This window comes from Duncaniella sp. (assembly GCF_029054785.1).
Classification (GTDB): Bacteria; Bacteroidota; Bacteroidia; order Bacteroidales; family Muribaculaceae; genus Duncaniella.
The window spans coordinates 1-16,276 of sequence record NZ_JAIDEN010000051.1 but is presented as its reverse complement, the minus strand read 5'-3'; the positions used below and the strand labels follow the sequence as shown (position 1 = coordinate 16,276).

At 48.1% G+C, this 16,276-nt stretch carries 15 protein-coding genes and 1 pseudogene; 9 read left to right on the top strand and 7 right to left on the bottom strand.

Features of this window, described 5'->3' with window-relative positions; genetic code table 11:
• Positions 1–192: 192 nt before the first annotated feature.
• Genes K2H17_RS03450 through K2H17_RS03440 form a run of 3 tightly spaced genes read right to left on the bottom strand, consistent with a single transcriptional unit; the run spans position 193 to position 5,489 of the window.
• Positions 193–1,371 (bottom strand): TolC family protein, encoded by a 1,179-nt coding sequence (locus K2H17_RS03450; protein ID WP_300131454.1) that lies wholly within the window; start codon positions 1,369–1,371, stop codon positions 193–195.
• 20 nt (positions 1,372–1,391) lie between these two features.
• Positions 1,392–4,481 carry an efflux RND transporter permease subunit gene (locus tag K2H17_RS03445; protein WP_300131453.1) on the bottom strand — a complete coding sequence of 1,030 codons (3,090 nt, stop codon included), beginning with the start codon at positions 4,479–4,481 and terminating at the stop codon, positions 1,392–1,394.
• A gap of 12 nt (positions 4,482–4,493) precedes the next feature.
• Complete coding sequence (locus K2H17_RS03440; RefSeq protein ID WP_300131450.1) at positions 4,494–5,489, bottom strand: efflux RND transporter periplasmic adaptor subunit; 996 nt, start codon at positions 5,487–5,489, stop codon at positions 4,494–4,496.
• Between the two features lie 543 nt (positions 5,490–6,032).
• Between K2H17_RS03440 and K2H17_RS03435 the strand changes: the two genes are divergently transcribed.
• Entirely contained in the window at positions 6,033–6,581 is a 549-nt protein-coding gene (locus K2H17_RS03435) for a hypothetical protein (RefSeq protein ID WP_300131447.1), read from the top strand.
• Between the two features lie 81 nt (positions 6,582–6,662).
• Positions 6,663–7,583, top strand: coding sequence for a hypothetical protein (locus K2H17_RS03430; protein ID WP_300131444.1), 921 nt, complete (start codon positions 6,663–6,665; stop codon positions 7,581–7,583).
• Between the two features lie 49 nt (positions 7,584–7,632).
• Here the strand turns inward: K2H17_RS03430 and K2H17_RS03425 are convergent, their stop codons facing one another.
• On the bottom strand, positions 7,633–8,127 hold the full coding sequence (locus K2H17_RS03425) for a hypothetical protein (RefSeq protein WP_300131442.1): 495 nt from the start codon (positions 8,125–8,127) through the stop codon (positions 7,633–7,635).
• A 15-nt stretch (positions 8,128–8,142) separates the two neighbouring features.
• Positions 8,143–8,484 (bottom strand): immunity 17 family protein, encoded by a 342-nt coding sequence (locus K2H17_RS03420; RefSeq protein WP_300131440.1) that lies wholly within the window; start codon positions 8,482–8,484, stop codon positions 8,143–8,145.
• Between the two features lie 165 nt (positions 8,485–8,649).
• On the opposite strand from K2H17_RS03420, the gene K2H17_RS03415 reads away from it, so the two are divergent.
• The 5 genes from K2H17_RS03415 (at position 8,650) to K2H17_RS03395 (ending at position 13,397) form a co-directional block, all read left to right on the top strand.
• The gene (locus K2H17_RS03415) at positions 8,650–9,189 is read left to right on the top strand and encodes a hypothetical protein (RefSeq protein ID WP_300131438.1); all 540 of its coding nucleotides are present in this window, start codon (positions 8,650–8,652) and stop codon (positions 9,187–9,189) included.
• Positions 9,190–9,600: 411 nt separating this feature from the next.
• Positions 9,601–10,374 (top strand): alpha/beta hydrolase, encoded by a 774-nt coding sequence (locus K2H17_RS03410; protein ID WP_300131435.1) that lies wholly within the window; start codon positions 9,601–9,603, stop codon positions 10,372–10,374.
• Between the two features lie 15 nt (positions 10,375–10,389).
• Positions 10,390–11,970, top strand: coding sequence for a UDP-N-acetylmuramoyl-tripeptide--D-alanyl-D-alanine ligase (gene murF / locus K2H17_RS03405; protein ID WP_300131433.1), 1,581 nt, complete (start codon positions 10,390–10,392; stop codon positions 11,968–11,970).
• Between the two features lie 43 nt (positions 11,971–12,013).
• Positions 12,014–13,213: a D-alanine--D-alanine ligase family protein gene (locus K2H17_RS03400; protein ID WP_300131430.1), complete on the top strand. Its 1,200-nt coding sequence runs from the start codon at positions 12,014–12,016 to the stop codon at positions 13,211–13,213.
• Position 13,214: 1 nt separating this feature from the next.
• Positions 13,215–13,397, top strand: a complete 183-nt coding sequence (locus K2H17_RS03395) for a hypothetical protein (protein WP_300131428.1) — start codon at positions 13,215–13,217, stop codon at positions 13,395–13,397.
• On the opposite strand, the gene rlmH is transcribed toward K2H17_RS03395, so the two are convergent.
• Positions 13,394–13,867: a 23S rRNA (pseudouridine(1915)-N(3))-methyltransferase RlmH gene (rlmH, locus tag K2H17_RS03390; RefSeq protein ID WP_300131425.1), complete on the bottom strand. Its 474-nt coding sequence runs from the start codon at positions 13,865–13,867 to the stop codon at positions 13,394–13,396. The two genes, K2H17_RS03395 and rlmH, sit on opposite strands and share 4 nt — an antisense overlap.
• Before the next feature lie 26 nt (positions 13,868–13,893).
• On the opposite strand from rlmH, the gene nadC reads away from it, so the two are divergent.
• Positions 13,894–14,742: a carboxylating nicotinate-nucleotide diphosphorylase gene (gene nadC / locus K2H17_RS03385; RefSeq protein ID WP_300131422.1), complete on the top strand. Its 849-nt coding sequence runs from the start codon at positions 13,894–13,896 to the stop codon at positions 14,740–14,742.
• Positions 14,743–14,759: 17 nt separating this feature from the next.
• Here nadC and K2H17_RS03380 read toward each other — a convergent pair whose 3' ends face one another.
• A complete protein-coding gene (locus K2H17_RS03380; protein WP_300131419.1) occupies positions 14,760–15,395 on the bottom strand; it encodes an HAD-IA family hydrolase in 636 nt (211 codons plus the stop codon).
• 206 nt (positions 15,396–15,601) lie between these two features.
• Between K2H17_RS03380 and K2H17_RS03375 the strand changes: the two are divergent.
• Positions 15,602–16,276, top strand: a pseudogene (locus K2H17_RS03375) (phosphoribosylformylglycinamidine synthase); the annotation flags it as partial.

Here is a 16,276-nt window from a genome sequence, read left to right as displayed (position 1 = left end):
GACGTGAAAAACGCACCTTGTTGAGACTGTCGAGCGTATTGTCAACAACAAGATTCCTGTCTTCCATCGGTGCTGCGACGGCTTTGCTTTGAGCTGATGCTCCGAGCGCCGACAAGCCCGCCAATGTAATCAGAACCGTCAGTCCGACCTGACGGGACAAAAGTATTTTCATGGCTGAACAGAACAATGTTTTCAATTATAGCGCTGAAGTCGTGCGACTGTCTGATGATAATTATAGAGAGTCTCAAGGAAATCGCGTCTGGCACCAAGGAAGAAGTTCAGTTCCTGCATATAGGTCAGAAAATTGATCTGTCCGCCGTCAAACGCCTTTTTCAAAAGCACAAAATCGGAATCATCATTCATGACACCCTCATACTGATTCAGAAGTTCCCGTAATTGCAGTGCCTTATCATAATCGCCACTCATGGCAGCCGAAAGCCGTATCAGTTCCATCTCCTGCTGCATCTCAGCAGTCTGTGAACGCAGAAGCGCTGCTTTGACATTTTTCTTCCCGGTCAGAAACGGCAGACTCATCGAGATGGAAAAACCATTGAACCTGTCGCCCATCTCCCACTCGTGATTATAGCTCAATGAGAATCCCGGCAGCAGAGACCTTTTCTCCATTCTGACAAGTGATTTCTCAGCTTCCGCCTGAGCTTTCACAGCGGCTATCGCAGGATCCTTGGCGCGAAGATTTTCCAAATCAGGACGCAAGGAAGCAAGATCGGCTTCCGGATAAGTCTCGCCAAGAGCCATGACCAGATCTGTCACATCATATCCTCCGTTTAGGACCTGCAATGACGCCAGCATCGAAGCATATTCACCTTTCAATGTCTTCAGTTCTCTTTCGGCGGCAATTTTCTCTATAACTGCCTTATTGTAATCAAGACGGGTCTCATTGCCCTCTTCCATTGCCTTTTTGAACGCAGTCATCATTGAAGCCAGACCTTCACAGATCTTCTCAGTCGAAGCAATGCGCTGTTTGGTGTAGATTATATCAATGAGCAACAGCCGTACTTCCTGACGTGTTTCCAGCTGTGAGGATTCACGAAGGAACTGCATTGCCGACTGCGATTTTCTTATCGCATCACGCCGGGCGGCATACACACCGGGCCAGTCGAAGCCCTGTGAAATCGAGAAATTGCGCTTGTCTCCTATTCCTTTAGCACCCCAAAGGCTTTCAAATCCGATCTCCGGCGCCTCCAATGTATTTTCGGCCTTCATCGCTGCAATTGCAGCCTTATTTTCAGATTCCGCATACTTCAGTGACAGATTGTTTGAAACTACGGTCTCAAGCACTCTGTCAAAATCCGAAGCAGAGGCATAAAACACTGACAAAAAGAATGATGCTGCTAATATTGGAAGTTTCATCTATAAGTTTGAATATCAAATTAGACTCTGTTTTCTTTCTTCCGAAGCGAATAATAATACACTAACGGAACTACAAAGATATTAAGTATTGTTGAAGTTAACAAACCACCAAGGATTACAACTGCCAGTGGGGACTGGATCTCATTACCCGGTTTGTCACCGTTAATAGCCAAGGGGATCAGGGCAAGAGCCGAACTCAAGGCAGTCATAAGAATCGGATTCAGTCTGTCAGAAGAACCAAGCCTGATGCGCTCCATCAGACCTACCCCCTCCCGATGCAGCTGATCATAACGTGACATCAGAAGCATGCCGTTACGGGTGGTGATACCTAACAGAGATATAAACCCGATTATAGCGGGAATATTAAGTTCTCCGCTTGTTAATCTGAGCATGAAAACACCTCCTATTATAGCAAGCGGCATATTCAAGAGAATGATGCAGGAGCGTGACACGCTGTGGAACTGCCCGTAGAGCAACAGAAATATGATGACCAGTGCGATGGCTGAAACCAGAGCCAAAGTTCCGGAAGCCTTTGCTTCATTCTCAAACTGACCGCCATAGGTGATGAAGTAGCCCTCAGGCAACTGGATCTCCTCGTCTATTTCTGCGCGAATGTCATCCACCACACCTTTCAGATCCCGGTCAGAAACATTGGCTGAAACCACAATACGACGGCTGACATTTTCGCGGTTGATGGTATTCGGACCGGTAGCGGATACGATATCCGCAACCTCCCGCAGGGGAACTTTGCCCTTGGGAGTATCAATCGCAAGATCTGCGATGTCTTCCATCGTAGAGCGGCTTGAAGGAGCCATTCGCAAAGTCAGATCATAGGGGAAGCCGTTTTCATAGACCTGCGAGACCTTTTCACCGGCAAGCGCCACATTTATAAAATCGGCAAATTCCGTCATGGTCACGCCATAATATGCAAGCAGTTCACGCTTGGGGCGGATGTCGAGTTGAGGACGTTCCACCTGCTGCTCGATGTTCACGTCGACAACACCCGGAACGGAAGAGATATGTTTCTTTATTCTGTTGCCGATATTGAACAGCCGCTGAAGATCATCTCCAAAGATCTTTATGGCGATCTGAGATTCCGTTCCGGACAGCATTGCATCGATTCGATGAGAGATGGGCTGTCCGATCTCCACGTTGACACCAGGCAGATGAGAGAGCTCGTGACGCAGATCCGCAAGAAGTTCCGAACGACTGCGGCCGCTGTCAAGTTTGTAAGGAGCTTCAATTTCAGAGACGTTGACGCCCAATGAATGCTCGTCAAGTTCAGCTCGCCCGGTCTTTCGGGCCGTCAGGGAGATCTCCGGCATCGAAAGGATTATTTTTTCAGCTTCACGGCCCAGACGATCGCTTTCCTCAAGCGATATTCCCGGCAAAGTGCTCACATTGATTGTAAGAGACCCTTCATTGAAAGGAGGCAGGAAACTTCTGCCGAGAGTAAGGAAGGTGCCTAACGCACACAACAGCAGCAGTCCTGTCGCAACAAATATCGCCTTGGAGTGATCAAAAGACCATGCAAGAGCCTTGTCATAGACCCTGCGAAGCCAGCAGGTGAATTTCGGCTCTCGGTCAAGCGCCTGCATGGCTTTCTTGCTGCCGAGAAGAAAAGAACATAGTACCGGAGTCACAGTCAACGCCACAATTGTAGAGGCTATAAGAGCTACAATAAACGAGATGCCAAGAGGCTTGAGCATGCGGCCTTCCATGCCGTCAAGGAAGAACAGCGGCAGGAAGCTGGCCATTATTATCAGCGAAGAGTTGAAAATCGGCAGACGCACCTCTTTCGAGGCTTCATAAATCACCGATATGACAGACTGTCCTTTTTTGAGATTCTCTCTCAGTCGCTTATAGACATTTTCGACATCGACAATAGCATCATCGACCAAAGAGCCGATGGCAATCGCAATGCCACCGAGACTCATTGTGTTGATTGTCATATCCAGCCAATGCAGGACAAGGACAGTAACAATGATCGACAGCGGAAGGGCAACAAGCGAGATCAGAGTAGTGCGCAGATTCATCAGGAAGAAGAACAACACCACGATCACAAAAATAGCACCGATGAAAAGAGATTCCTGAAGATTGCTGATAGAGGTGGATATGAATTCCGACTGACGGAAAATATCAGTGTTTACGACCACGTCAGAGGGCATTGTTTTCTGCAACTGGGCCAGACATGTCTCGATTTCCTCTGTCAGATTGATCGTACCTACCGCCGGCTGCTTTGTCACTGTAAGCAATACCGCCGGAGTTGCATTGACTGAAGCTGTGCCGAGGCGTGGTTCCGCTGCACCGACTTTCATTTCAGCGATATCACGAAGTCTGACAGGCATACCGGCATCATTCGTGAGAATAACCGTATTGCCGATTTTGTCAAGATCCGAAGTGGCGATATCACCTTTTATTATATACTCGTTGCCATGCTGATAGATCACTCCGCCGGATGCATTGCTGTTCATCTGCGAGACAGCATCACGCACGGCTGTCAGAGTAACGCCATACTGCTGCATGGCGGCGGGATCGAGCAATATCTGATATTCGCGGGCATCCCCTCCGATCACCGAGACAGACGAAACGCCTGAAAGTGACAGCAGCCTCGGACGGATACGGCTGTCGGCGATGGTGCGCAGTTCTTCCGCCGATGTAATCGAATCAGCCGTCAGACCGATGATCATGATCTCGCCAAGAATGGACGACTGAGGGCCGAGAGTCGGCTTGCCCACTCCGGGAGGAAGCGTTCCTTCAATTTCAGAGAGTTTTTCAGCTACAATCTGACGGGCAAGATAGACATCCGTGCCCCAGTCAAACTCGACCCACACCGATGAAAGTCCGGTAGCCGAAGCCGAACGGACACGACGCACACCGGTGGCACCGTTGACGGAAGTCTCAACCGGATATGTGACCACCCTTTCGATTTCTTCCGGAGCCATGCCCGGAGCTTCAGTCATCACAACGACCGTAGGAGCATTAAGGTCAGGAAAAATATCGACTTCGGTTCGGAGCAACACAATAGCCCCGTAGATCAGCAACAACGCCGAGATGACAACGACCGCCAGGCGGTTGTCAAGCGAAAATCTTATTATTCTGTTAAGCATAATATGACCCTATTAATGAGAATGTGAGTGACCTTCCGGAACAACAGTTGAAGTTTCAGCCAGTCTGACAAATGTCGCCCCGGAAGTAACGACCGAATCACCTTCATTGACACCTGAAAGCACTTCAATTCTGCGGCCATCGCTGCGCCCCAAAGTGACAGGTTGTTTCTTATAGGCGTGGTCATCTACCTTTACATATACAAAATTCTCACCCTGCTGTTCCGACACTGCCTCAACCGGCACTGCCAGAGCTTCAGCCTTGCTTTTTCCGATCAGATAGACTTCGGCAGGCATGCCCGGAACTACATCGCCATTGCTGTCAAACGAGAAATATACCGCAACATAGCCCGGCAAAGTGGTGCCGGTGGAAGATGACGATAAAATCGAACTGTTACGGTCAGCCAATGACACCATCTCACCTCCTCTCGAAGGCCGGAAATTGGCTGTGGCAACTTTAGGCAGGAAGGCGGTCTCTGCGGCAGGAAGCAAAGCCCGCAATGTCAGGCGGGAATTGCGCCCGATGACAGCGATCGTCTGACCGGCTTCGACATAAGAACCGTCATTGACCGACAATTCAGAAATCACACCCTGAATACCCGCAACCGCACTTCCTCCGGCTGCAACCGGGCTGAAAGCGCTTTTGGCCTCTTCATAGGCCCTCAAGGCTTCATTATAGTCTTTCTGGGTGACGATACCGTCTTTCAGGAGCGGTTCGAGTCTGTCAAGTTCTCGTTTTGCAGCCTGAAGATTTGCATTGGCAGCCGCATTGACATCGCCGCCACTGACATTTTTGGCCGACACGGAAGCAATAACCTCGCCTGAACGAACACTTTTTCCAAGCTCAATCCCTCGTGCAAGCCTTACAATTCCTGATGTGGGAGCGCTGACAACCGCTCTGTCAGACGATGCCGGAAGAATCTCTCCGACAGTTTTGACAACCTCGGCAAAAGGCGTCATTACAATCGCCTCCGATTTCACCCCGAAACGAAGTGCATCAGAGGGAGACATAACAATATCATCAGAATGATCATGTTCGTGTTCATGCTCTGCCTCATGCGCTTCAGCAGAGTGACTATCCGAGTGACTATGACCGGAACATGAGACAAATAAGGCTGTTGCAAAAAGCAGAATAGAAGGAGCAACTGGTTTTGATAATTTAAAAAGCATCGTTTTCAATATATTTTCATTGAACAAAGGATCAGGTCTGAGCCAAAAATCCATATCCAAGGCATCAGAAATTACTGCAAAGATAGCTATACACCACCAAATAACTGTTATAAAATCTCGGATAAACCTTGCAAAATTGCAAACGGCCCCTCATTTGACAGACTAAGAAACGCACTCTAAAGCCCGATTATCGGCAACTATGACCTGTAACTTGACATCATGAATAAAAAACTCGTGTCCTGGCCGGCAATCTGCCAAATTTTAGTACCTTTGCGATTGGACACCGTCAGCCAGAGATCCTTCATGACGAAACTATTTAAGGCATCCCGAATGAATTTCAACGGCAGATCAATTAATTATCTACGCAAATAAATTAACCGCTATATGGAACTGACACTAAATCTGAACTCGCGTTTGCAACCCATTCACAGACACAGCCTGGAAGATGCGCTTCAAGATATTCTTGAAAAAGAAAATCTTGGAGAAGTCACCGGTGGCGGCACACTGCAAAATCAACATACCGGGGAAATCATGTCCTGTGACATAGATATTCATCTGAATGACGATAAACAGGACAATCTGAACCGTCTGGTTGAGATCGTCAATAGGATTGGTATTCCGAAAGGTTCAGCCCTATCATGTCCGGAGCCTGAAATAAAGATCGAAGTAGGGACTTTGGAAGGTTTGGCTTATTACGGCAACGGGACCGAACTGCCGGATGAAGTTTACGAAAATTGCGACATCAATCATGTCATAATGCAGATGGAATCCGCAATGGATGGAATCGGATGTTTATATAGCTATTGGGAAGCCAATGAATGGACTGCTCTATATTTCTATGGCACCTCATTCTCAGAAATGAAACAAAGGATCGAACCGTTTGTCGCCACCTACCCCTTATGTCAGAAATGTCGGATCGAACAGATTGCATAACCATATTCCTGACCATGACTCAACACAGTAAACATTCATCCACATCAAACACACTCTAAACAAACCTTTAAAACAACAAACATGAGAATAATTTCACTCATAGCATTATCTCTGTGGTGCAGCATCTATGCAGAGGCACAACTCAACATCCGTCCTCAAAACAACGGAGTAAAAGAATACACCGTGCAAAATGCTATGCCTTATGACAGTCTGGCAAACGTGGATAGCCGGACATTTGCATCATTGCCCGGTCAGACTCTCTATATGCATGGAGCAATGGATGACCGCGGGGGATACCATGAGGTTTTCTTCACGGGCAATTTCTTTGATGACGAACAACATCCGGTATATAAAGTGGACGGCATCAAGGTGACCCCGGCAACAGCTGTGGTTGGGAAATATTATGATGTTCTGAAAGTATGGACTAAAATGACCAGATGCTGCATTCTGTTACGTGAAAAAGAAAGCGGTGACGAGATTTACTATAATCCGAACGTATATCGTTACTGCATGACATGCCTTGGATTCTACGAGAAACTGAAAAGACACATCGGTCAGAAATTCCTGTCGCTTTCCAAAAAGGTGGAGACCGAGAGCGGAGATACCATGAGGCCTGCCGAAGGCGCTGAATTCCGTTGCGTTGATATAGGTCTGAAAATGAATAGTATGGGGGCATTCCTGATAATGGAGAGCACTGACGGGATCAGAGTGGAAGCTAACCCGATGGATGATGAAGTTTATGAGTTTGTAAGCGAAAATCGGATTTCCATGCTGGAGAAACAGTATGGAACGGACTTCGGGCGTCAGATAGCGTTCAGGAAAGTGTCCCCCGGAATGACCAAAGAAATGGTTATTACAGCATGGGGAGAGCCTTATCGCAAGTCGGAATTTCAAACCAATGACAAACTGACCGAATCGTGGAGTTTTTCCGATAACCGTTACGTGGAAATTCAAGACGGCAAGGTCACGAATGTCCGAATTTACAAGAAAGGGTGGTATTGACCAGAATTCAACAACTGTCTTCCCTCACTGTAAACCCGCGCATTCTCGCTCACGGCTCACCATTATATCGGAATGCCTGTCGGCGGATATGTGTAGAGTCGGTTTTAATATACTCCATTAGCTTGTGGATAGCCTCACGGTTCGATTCGGCAGATACTTGTGGCGATTGATTGGCCGCCATCACTGAATAAATTATCTCCACACCTACCATAAATATTACCGGCAGGAAGAAAAGAAGAAAACCTCTTGCAGGATTGAAGTATCTATCTGCATAATGCTTCATAACGGCCTTACTCCTACGGCGTCCGTAAATCTTCTCAGGCCATATCAACGACACGATTACCAATATAATATAGGAAGCCATCACAAATATCGACAAGGAGCCATCAACAGAAGAACAAAGAAACAGAACAGGCATATATATAAAAAAAGTAACATACATCAGCAGTATGCCAATTCCTGTGCAACGGTAATTGTACTCATACAAACGTTCTCCGGTCCACCAAAGGTAGTCCCAGAAATAAAACTTATATTTATCTTCCATCCGTTTCTTCATAGGCTATCGGATAAAGAGCATAAAAATGCAACAGATCATGGCCACCATGACAATCACAATCTGAATACGGCGGCGCAATTCGGGCTTGCAACCATCGAAGATCCACAGTTTGCTATTGGATTGCCAATGGTACGCCCACTGCCACCTGCGCAACAGACCCGTGAGCCATACGGCAAGCAAAACGGCAGCAAACATCAAACCGAAATTCGGATGTGACTGTACCCGCTCGACGAACGCTTCAGCCTTGATATTCACAAGCTCATATATGTAAGCAATTCCGCTCAAAGTGGTAATAATTACAGATTTATATTGCAAATATAACGATTCCAACCAAATCTTATGCATATTAACACACTTTAACCAATCGGGGGGGGGTAAATGTGAATTATATGTTAATTTTGCGGCATAACCTATTTTTAAGAGTTACATATTATGAAAAAAGTATTATTACTCCTCGTATCGGTTTGTCTGCTGGCCGGTATGTCATCGTGCAAAAGAACTATCAACAAAATGTTAAATGAAGCTACACAATCTTCTGCATTTGATAATGCCAAGGACATTCCGGATGTCCGGACACTCAACGATGTCAAAGAAATGTTGCTTTCCAAATGCGACACTGAAAAAATGCCGGTTTACGCCATTGGTCTTTTTGAGATTGAAGAGCTTTCAGGAAAAGCCCTATTTGCAAATGTAAAGATGCTAAATGCAGACCGGACACAGACTTATTCCCAAAATTTCCAATTCGATGGTGAGGTTTCCGCACTTGACAGTAGCAGCGACAAACCAAACAAATCGCCGATAGATCTGAAAGCTCTCGACATGAACATGATAGCCAAAGGAATTGAAGATGCAAAATCTCAGATCCCGGAAGGCTACACATATAGAACTGTGAGAAATCTGCTTATCGAAGACGGGACAACCCGTATAACCATAGCTGTCACAAAGGACGGAGAGGAAACTGTCACCAACGCCGGTCAGACATCCGAAGTCTATTATAACGCAGATTTCGAGATCGACAATGCAACAGGCAAAGCGACTGACAAGAATTAGAGGTCGTTGTTTAACAACAAGAGTTAAAATCTGAGTGGTATATCTTTTAGATAAATTGTTGTAAATGAGAAAGGAGCATAGCGAGCTATGCTCCTTCAATTCAGATCCATATCCACCTCAAAACTTTCGCTCAGATTTTAAACCTCTTAATCTATCCGATATACAATACATTTCAGGTGCTTATGGCGCAATTATGCAATGCCGTAGGCACCTGCTTTTTCATTCAATATATCTCAAAAACGCAACTGTTTTTGGACCTGTTGCCCATGGAAGTGCTGATCAATGATATGTAGGGTTCGAAAAAACACAACCCAAAAATCCAAAGGAAGATTAAGGCCTCAAACTTTTTGGCTTGACAAGCGTGTTTATTCATTGCTTTTTCATAATTTTGCAAGTCAATTAGCAATACAGATGGATAAGGAAATCATTTTTGACAAACAACGAATCCACTTCACAGACAATGGTCAGGGACCGGACACAATTCTGCTTATGCACGGCTGGGGTTGCAACCATTCGACCCTTGCGTCCATTGAGCGGACGGCACTTGACTGCGGATTTCGTGTGATTAACGTCGATTTTCCGGGTTTCGGCCAGTCGGAAGAACCGGACGAAGTCTGGGGTGTGGAACTCTACACCCGCATGATCGAGCATCTGATCTCTACTTTAAATCTCGCGACTCCCCCTGTATTGCTCGGACACTCCTTTGGAGGACGTGTCGGAATTCTATATTCCTCGCGCAATCCCGTCAGCAGACTCATTCTGGTCGATGCCGCCGGTATCAAGCCGCGGCGAACTTTGAAATACTATTGGAAAGTCTATACATTTAAGGCCATCAAGCGGATGATGTATCTGGTTTTCGGTCGTGACGAAGCCGAGCGCCGCCTCGACAGGCGAAGAGCCAAAGCCGGGTCAAGCGACTATGCAGGAGCCTCTCCGATGATGCGCCGCATATTATCAAAAGTGGTCAACGAAGACCTCACCGACCGACTTCACCTGATCAAAGCCCCTACCCTCCTGATCTGGGGCGAAAATGACACCGCGACACCGATCAAAGATGCCCGAAAGATGGAAAAACTCATTCCGGATGCAGGTCTGGTCTCTTTTCCCGGTTGCGGCCATTACAGTTTTCTTGATAATCCGGTTCAGTTTGCCGCCGTTCTACGCAGTTTCCTGAGCACAAAATAAGAAATGAATCCACAAATGTTTGCATACATTACAATTGTTATAGCTGCCATCGCCCTTGTATTTGAATTCAGACGGCAGCTAATGATGCTTCAGCAGAATTCATATCGCAACGAACGGTATGAACGCTGGCTTACCACTTCGCAGGACAGCACCTCAACCATGAGACTGATCAGCGGCGCCGTGTTGCTTGCCTCTCTCTCAACCCTTTCACCATGGGCGGTGTCTCTCGGCCTTATCAGCTTGGTATCGCTGATCAACATCGCGATCCTCGCCAGAAAGAAATATAAAAAACCGCTTGTGATGACCCAACGGGCCACGCGCATCCTTGCGACAATGCTCATTCTGGCTGCGATACTGTTTGGCGCCGTAATGTTCATCTGCTTTCACTGCGGCTATTCGCTTGTCATCGCAGCTGCGACAGTCCTCGGCATCTTCTGCTTCTCTCAATGCTTCACAATGGCCGCAAACTGGCTGCTCAAACCGATCGAGGCAAATATCAACCGCAAATATTATCAGGACGCGGAGCGCATACTCCACAGCATGCCTGACCTGAAGATCATCGGTGTCACAGGAAGCTACGGCAAGACCAGCACCAAGCACTATCTCAACCGCATATTGTCAGAGAAATATGACGTGATGATGACGCCGGGCAGTTTCAACACCACAATGGGGGTCATCCGCACCGTAAGAGAATATCTCAAGCCATACAACGAAGTGTTTATCGTCGAAATGGGTGCCAAACAGCCGGGCGACATCAAGGAGATCTGCGATCTGGTCCATCCGTCGGTCGGAATTGTGACAGCTGTCGGCGAACAGCACCTTGAATCATTCAAGACAATCGAAAACGTCCAGCGGACAAAATTCGAGCTGATTGACTCGCTCCCGTCCGACGGTCTCGCCGTTGTCAACAACGACTTTCCTTTTGTGGCAAACCGCAAGGTCGACAACGTGGATTGCATCCGCTATGCAGTGAGCGATCGTGAAGACGCCCGATACACAGCCGAAAATATCCTATATACTCCTCACGGCACTTCATTCACAGTAGTCACTCCGGAGGGCGAGAAAATGGATTTCTCGACACGGCTTGTCGGCGAATGCAACGTGTCAAACCTTCTGGCGGCGATCATCGTGGCCCTCAGACTGAACGTTCCGGTCGACAAAATCCGCTATGCCGTGAATGACATCGAGCAAGTGGAACACCGCCTGAACATGAAACGCACTCCCGGAGGAGTGACAATCATAGATGATGCCTTCAACTCCAACCCGACAGGATCGAAAATGGCCCTTGATGTCTTGAAAATGATGACCGGAGGTCGGCGCATCATAGTCACCCCAGGAATGATCGAACTCGGAGAACGCCAGGAAGAGCTCAACGCCAGGTTCGGAGAACACATCGCCTCGTCAGCCGACATCGCCATCATTGTCGGAAACTACAACCGTGATGCAATTTCATCCGGCATCGAATCCGCAGGAGCGTCAACACTGGAAGTCCATCTCGTCGACTCTTTCAATGACGCCCAGCAACTATTGGCGACAATCCTGAAGCCGGGAGATACGATACTGTATGAAAACGATCTTCCCGACACGTTCAAATAACCCGAAACAACAATTCTGATATATCCCCTATACGAACAACAATATGAAAACAAACATCGGAGTCTTCTTTGGCGGACGCTCTACCGAGCATGAAATCTCTGTCATCTCGGCATCTCAGGCCATGCACGCCATAAATCGCGACAAGTATGATGTCACACCTATATATATTACCAAACAAGGCCGCTTCTACACAGGAGATGCTCTGTTTGAAATCGCCAACTACCGCGACATCCCTTCGCTGCTCGCGAAATGCACCGAAGTCTATCTGAAACCGGTCTATGGCGATTATAATCTCTATCGCGCTCAGAAAGGCGGTCTGTTCGGAAACAAAGGTCCGGTCTGTACCCTTGACGTAGCCATCCCCGTCCTTCACGGCACAAACGTTGAAGACGGCATCTTCGAGGGCGTTCTGGAAACAATCGGAATCCCCTATGCAGGATGCGACACTCTCGCAAGCGCCAACGGCATGGATAAAATAACCATGAAGATGATTCTGCGCGAATCCGGTGTACCGGTCATTGACTATGTCTGGTTCACAGACAAGCAGTGGTTCAAACAGCGCGACGAACTTATCGGAAAGATCGAAGAGAAAATCGGCTATCCCGTAATCGTCAAACCCGCAAACCTCGGATCAAGCGTCGGAATCAGCCGCGCCGGAAACAGAGAACAGCTCATCGAAAAAGTAGACATCGCCCAGAAATACAGCTCACGTCTCATCGTCGAGCACATGGTCGACAATCTTAAAGAAATCAACTGTTCAGTGCTCGGCGACTGTGACGAATATGAATCCTCCGTCCTTGAAGAACCGATCAAGAGCGCCGAGATCCTTTCATATGAAGACAAATACATGGGAGGCACAAAGGGCGCTAAAGGAATGCAGGCATCACAGAAACGGATTCCCGCCGAACTGCCTGCTGACATGACAGACCGCATCCGCTATCTTGCCGGAGAGACATTCCGTGTTCTGAGCTGCCACGGAGTAAGCCGCATCGACTTCATTGTCGACGATGACAGCAATGAGATATTCGTCAACGAGATCAACACAATCCCCGGTTCCCTCTCATTCTACCTTTGGGAAGCCACAGGTCTGACGTTTGACAAACTGATGGACCGCCTCGTACAACTTGCATTGAAGCGCAAACGCGAACAGAGCCAGAAAACTGTCAGCTATGACCAGAACATCTTCTCGATGTCAGGCGGCGTGAAAGGCGGAGTAAAAGGAGCTAAATCATCCCGACATTGATATGGCTATGGGAAGTGTCGGCTTTTGGATTGCCTATTGCATCGGATTCGGAGTCCTCGGAGGAGGACTCTATACCTATATGTCAGGCCGCAAAAAAAGGCGGTGGGCTCTCTTCCTGAGAGCTACCGCCATCTATACGGCCTTTGCCCTGGCCTTTGTCTGGCTGCTGTATAAAGTCGCTTAGTCGTGATGATACGGCTCGCCGCGCATGATTGTCATTGCACGGTAAAGCTGCTCGGTAAAAAACAGACGGACCATTTCGTGAGTGAAAGTCATGCGTGACAGCGACAGTTTGTCGTCAGCACGCGAATAGACCTCTTTGGAAAAACCGTAAGGGCCACCGATGACGAAAACAAGACGTTTCAGCCCCTGAACCATGCGGCGCTCGATCATTGTCGAGAATTCTCTTGAAGTGAACTCTTTGCCGCGTTCGTCAAGAAGGACCACCATGTCACCCGGCTGCAAAGCAGCAAGTATGGCCTGTCCCTCGCGCTGTTTCTGACTGTCTTCCGAAAGCCCTTTGGCAGCCTTGATGTCCGGAATGACACAAAGTTCCATCGGGATATAACGGTTGACCCGCTTTACATACTCGGCGATGGCCCGCTCGATGTAATCGGTTGAAGTCTTCCCGACTGCTATTAATGTTATTTTCATGATTCAATTATTTATACATTCAAGATATGAAAACTAAAGACGAACTTATCGACGATCTCCTCAATCTTGCATTCGCAGAAGATGTCGGTGACGGAGACCACACCACTCTCAGTACAATTCCTGCCGAAGAGCAAGGCAAGCAACACCTCATTGTAAAAGAAGAGGGCATCCTCGCCGGTGTTGAAATCGCGCGCAAGGTGTTCGAGAAATTCGATCCTCAGTTAAAAATGACCGTCTTTATCAAAGACGGCTCACATGTCAAACCCGGCGACATCGCTTTTGAAGTCGAAGGCAGTGTCCGGTCGCTTCTTCAGACCGAGCGCGTCATGCTCAACATCATGCAGCGCATGAGCGGCATCGCCACTCAGACCGCCAAGTATCAGCAGAAACTCGAAGGTCTCAAGACCAAAGTTCTTGACACCCGCAAGACCACTCCGGGAATGCGCATGCTTGAGAAAGAAGCCGTAAAGATCGGCGGCGGATGCAATCACCGCATCGGCCTCTTTGACATGATCCTGATCAAAGACAACCATGTTGACTTTGCCGGTGGCATACCTCAGGCCGTCAGCGCAGCCCGCAAATACCTTGCTGAAAAGGGCAAAGATCTGAAAATCGAGCTGGAAGTCCGCAATGAAGATGAGATCCGTCAGGCACTTGAAGCCGGTGTGGACCGCATCATGCTTGACAACTTCACTCCCGAACGCACCCGTGAGGCAGTACGCCTCATCAACGGACGCACCGAGATCGAATCATCGGGCGGTATCACCCTCGACACTCTCCGTGCCTATGGCGAATGTGGAGTCGATTTCATCTCTGTCGGCGCGCTGACCCACTCTGTCAAAGGTCTTGACATGAGTTTCAAAGCAATGAAATAAATGAGCACACCGACGGCTCACTCACGGGCCGCCGACATGTCATCTACCGTAAAGCCTGCGAAGTCATCAATGATTTTGCAGGCTTTGCCGTTAATGCGCTCACGCGAATTGGTGGTCGCAAGCCCGATGACAGTCGCCCCTGAGCGGCGTCCGGCCTCAAGCCCCTGCATTGAATCCTCAAAAACAAAGCAATCCTCAATCGGCACACCGATCATGGAGGCGCCTTTGAGATAGCCTTCAGGATCAGGTTTGCTGTTGGTCACAAGTCCGGCGGTGACAAGAGCGCCGACCATCTCTTTCAGCTCCGGGTGAGCTTTAAAGAGATAGCTCATTTTCACCTCGTCACTGCTCGTGACAATAGCAAACGGAATTCCGGCTGCGGCAAGTGACTTGACAAAGGCCTCTGCCCCGGCAATCCATGGATAAGTCATATCCTTCTCGAACTCATGCAGCTCTCTGACAATTCCTTCACGCTCGCGTTCAGGGAAAGCCTTGAGGATCTCGGTAAGCGTCGTACCCTTTATGTCACTGGCAAATGTCTCGCCGCCAACGTCATAGCGGCGTCCCATCCCACCCCAGAATTTAGTATATTCGCCTTCGCTGTCAACCAGGACACCGTCAAGGTCGAAAAGCACACCTGTTTTTCTTTTCATAAACTGAATTTTGGATATTTCGTAGGTATCAATTGTTCCATCAGACCCACGCGGAAGCTCCCGCGTGAGAGGCTGCAAAGTTACGCAAAATTCTCAAATTTAATACTTGGTTAAATGGGAGATTTATCGTAACTTTGCCGTGGGCTACCCATTGTCGGGAACCCCGCGTAACACCAGATTTTACACCAATCATCGCATATTACACTATGGTCGTATTTTTCAAAAAAGGTGCTAACCTTATTTATGCCGTAGAAACTACCCACAAGTTTTCAGATTCGGAAAAAGAGAAACTTGCATGGCTCTTCGACGGTGCCTCTCCGCTCTCATCAACCTCAGTTAAAGGTCGTTTCATTGGTCCTCGCAAGGAAATGATAACTCCTTGGAGTACCAATGCGGTTGAAATCACTCAAAACATGGGAATAGAGGGAATCACCCGCATCGAAGAATTCCACAAGGTAGGATCAGGTGAACCCGTCTTTGACAAAATGCTATCACGTCTCTATGACGGATTGAATTCCAGAGTGTTTACAACAAACAACACAGCGGCTCCGATCGAACACATCGCCGACATCACCGAATACAACAAGCGTGAAGGTCTGGCACTGAGCGTCGAGGAAGAAAATTATCTCCGTGATCTCAGCACACGTCTGGGCCGTCCGCTCACCGACAGCGAAGTTTTCGGTTTCTCTCAGGTCAACAGCGAACACTGCCGCCACAAAATCTTCAACGGCTCTTTCGTTATCGACGGCGAGGAGAAACCGCTTTCATTATTCAAGCTTATCAAAAAGACCTCTCAGGTCAACCCGAACAAACTTGTTTCGGCCTATAAAGATAATGTGGCATTCGTAGAAGGCCCGACCGTGGCCCAGTTCTACCCCACC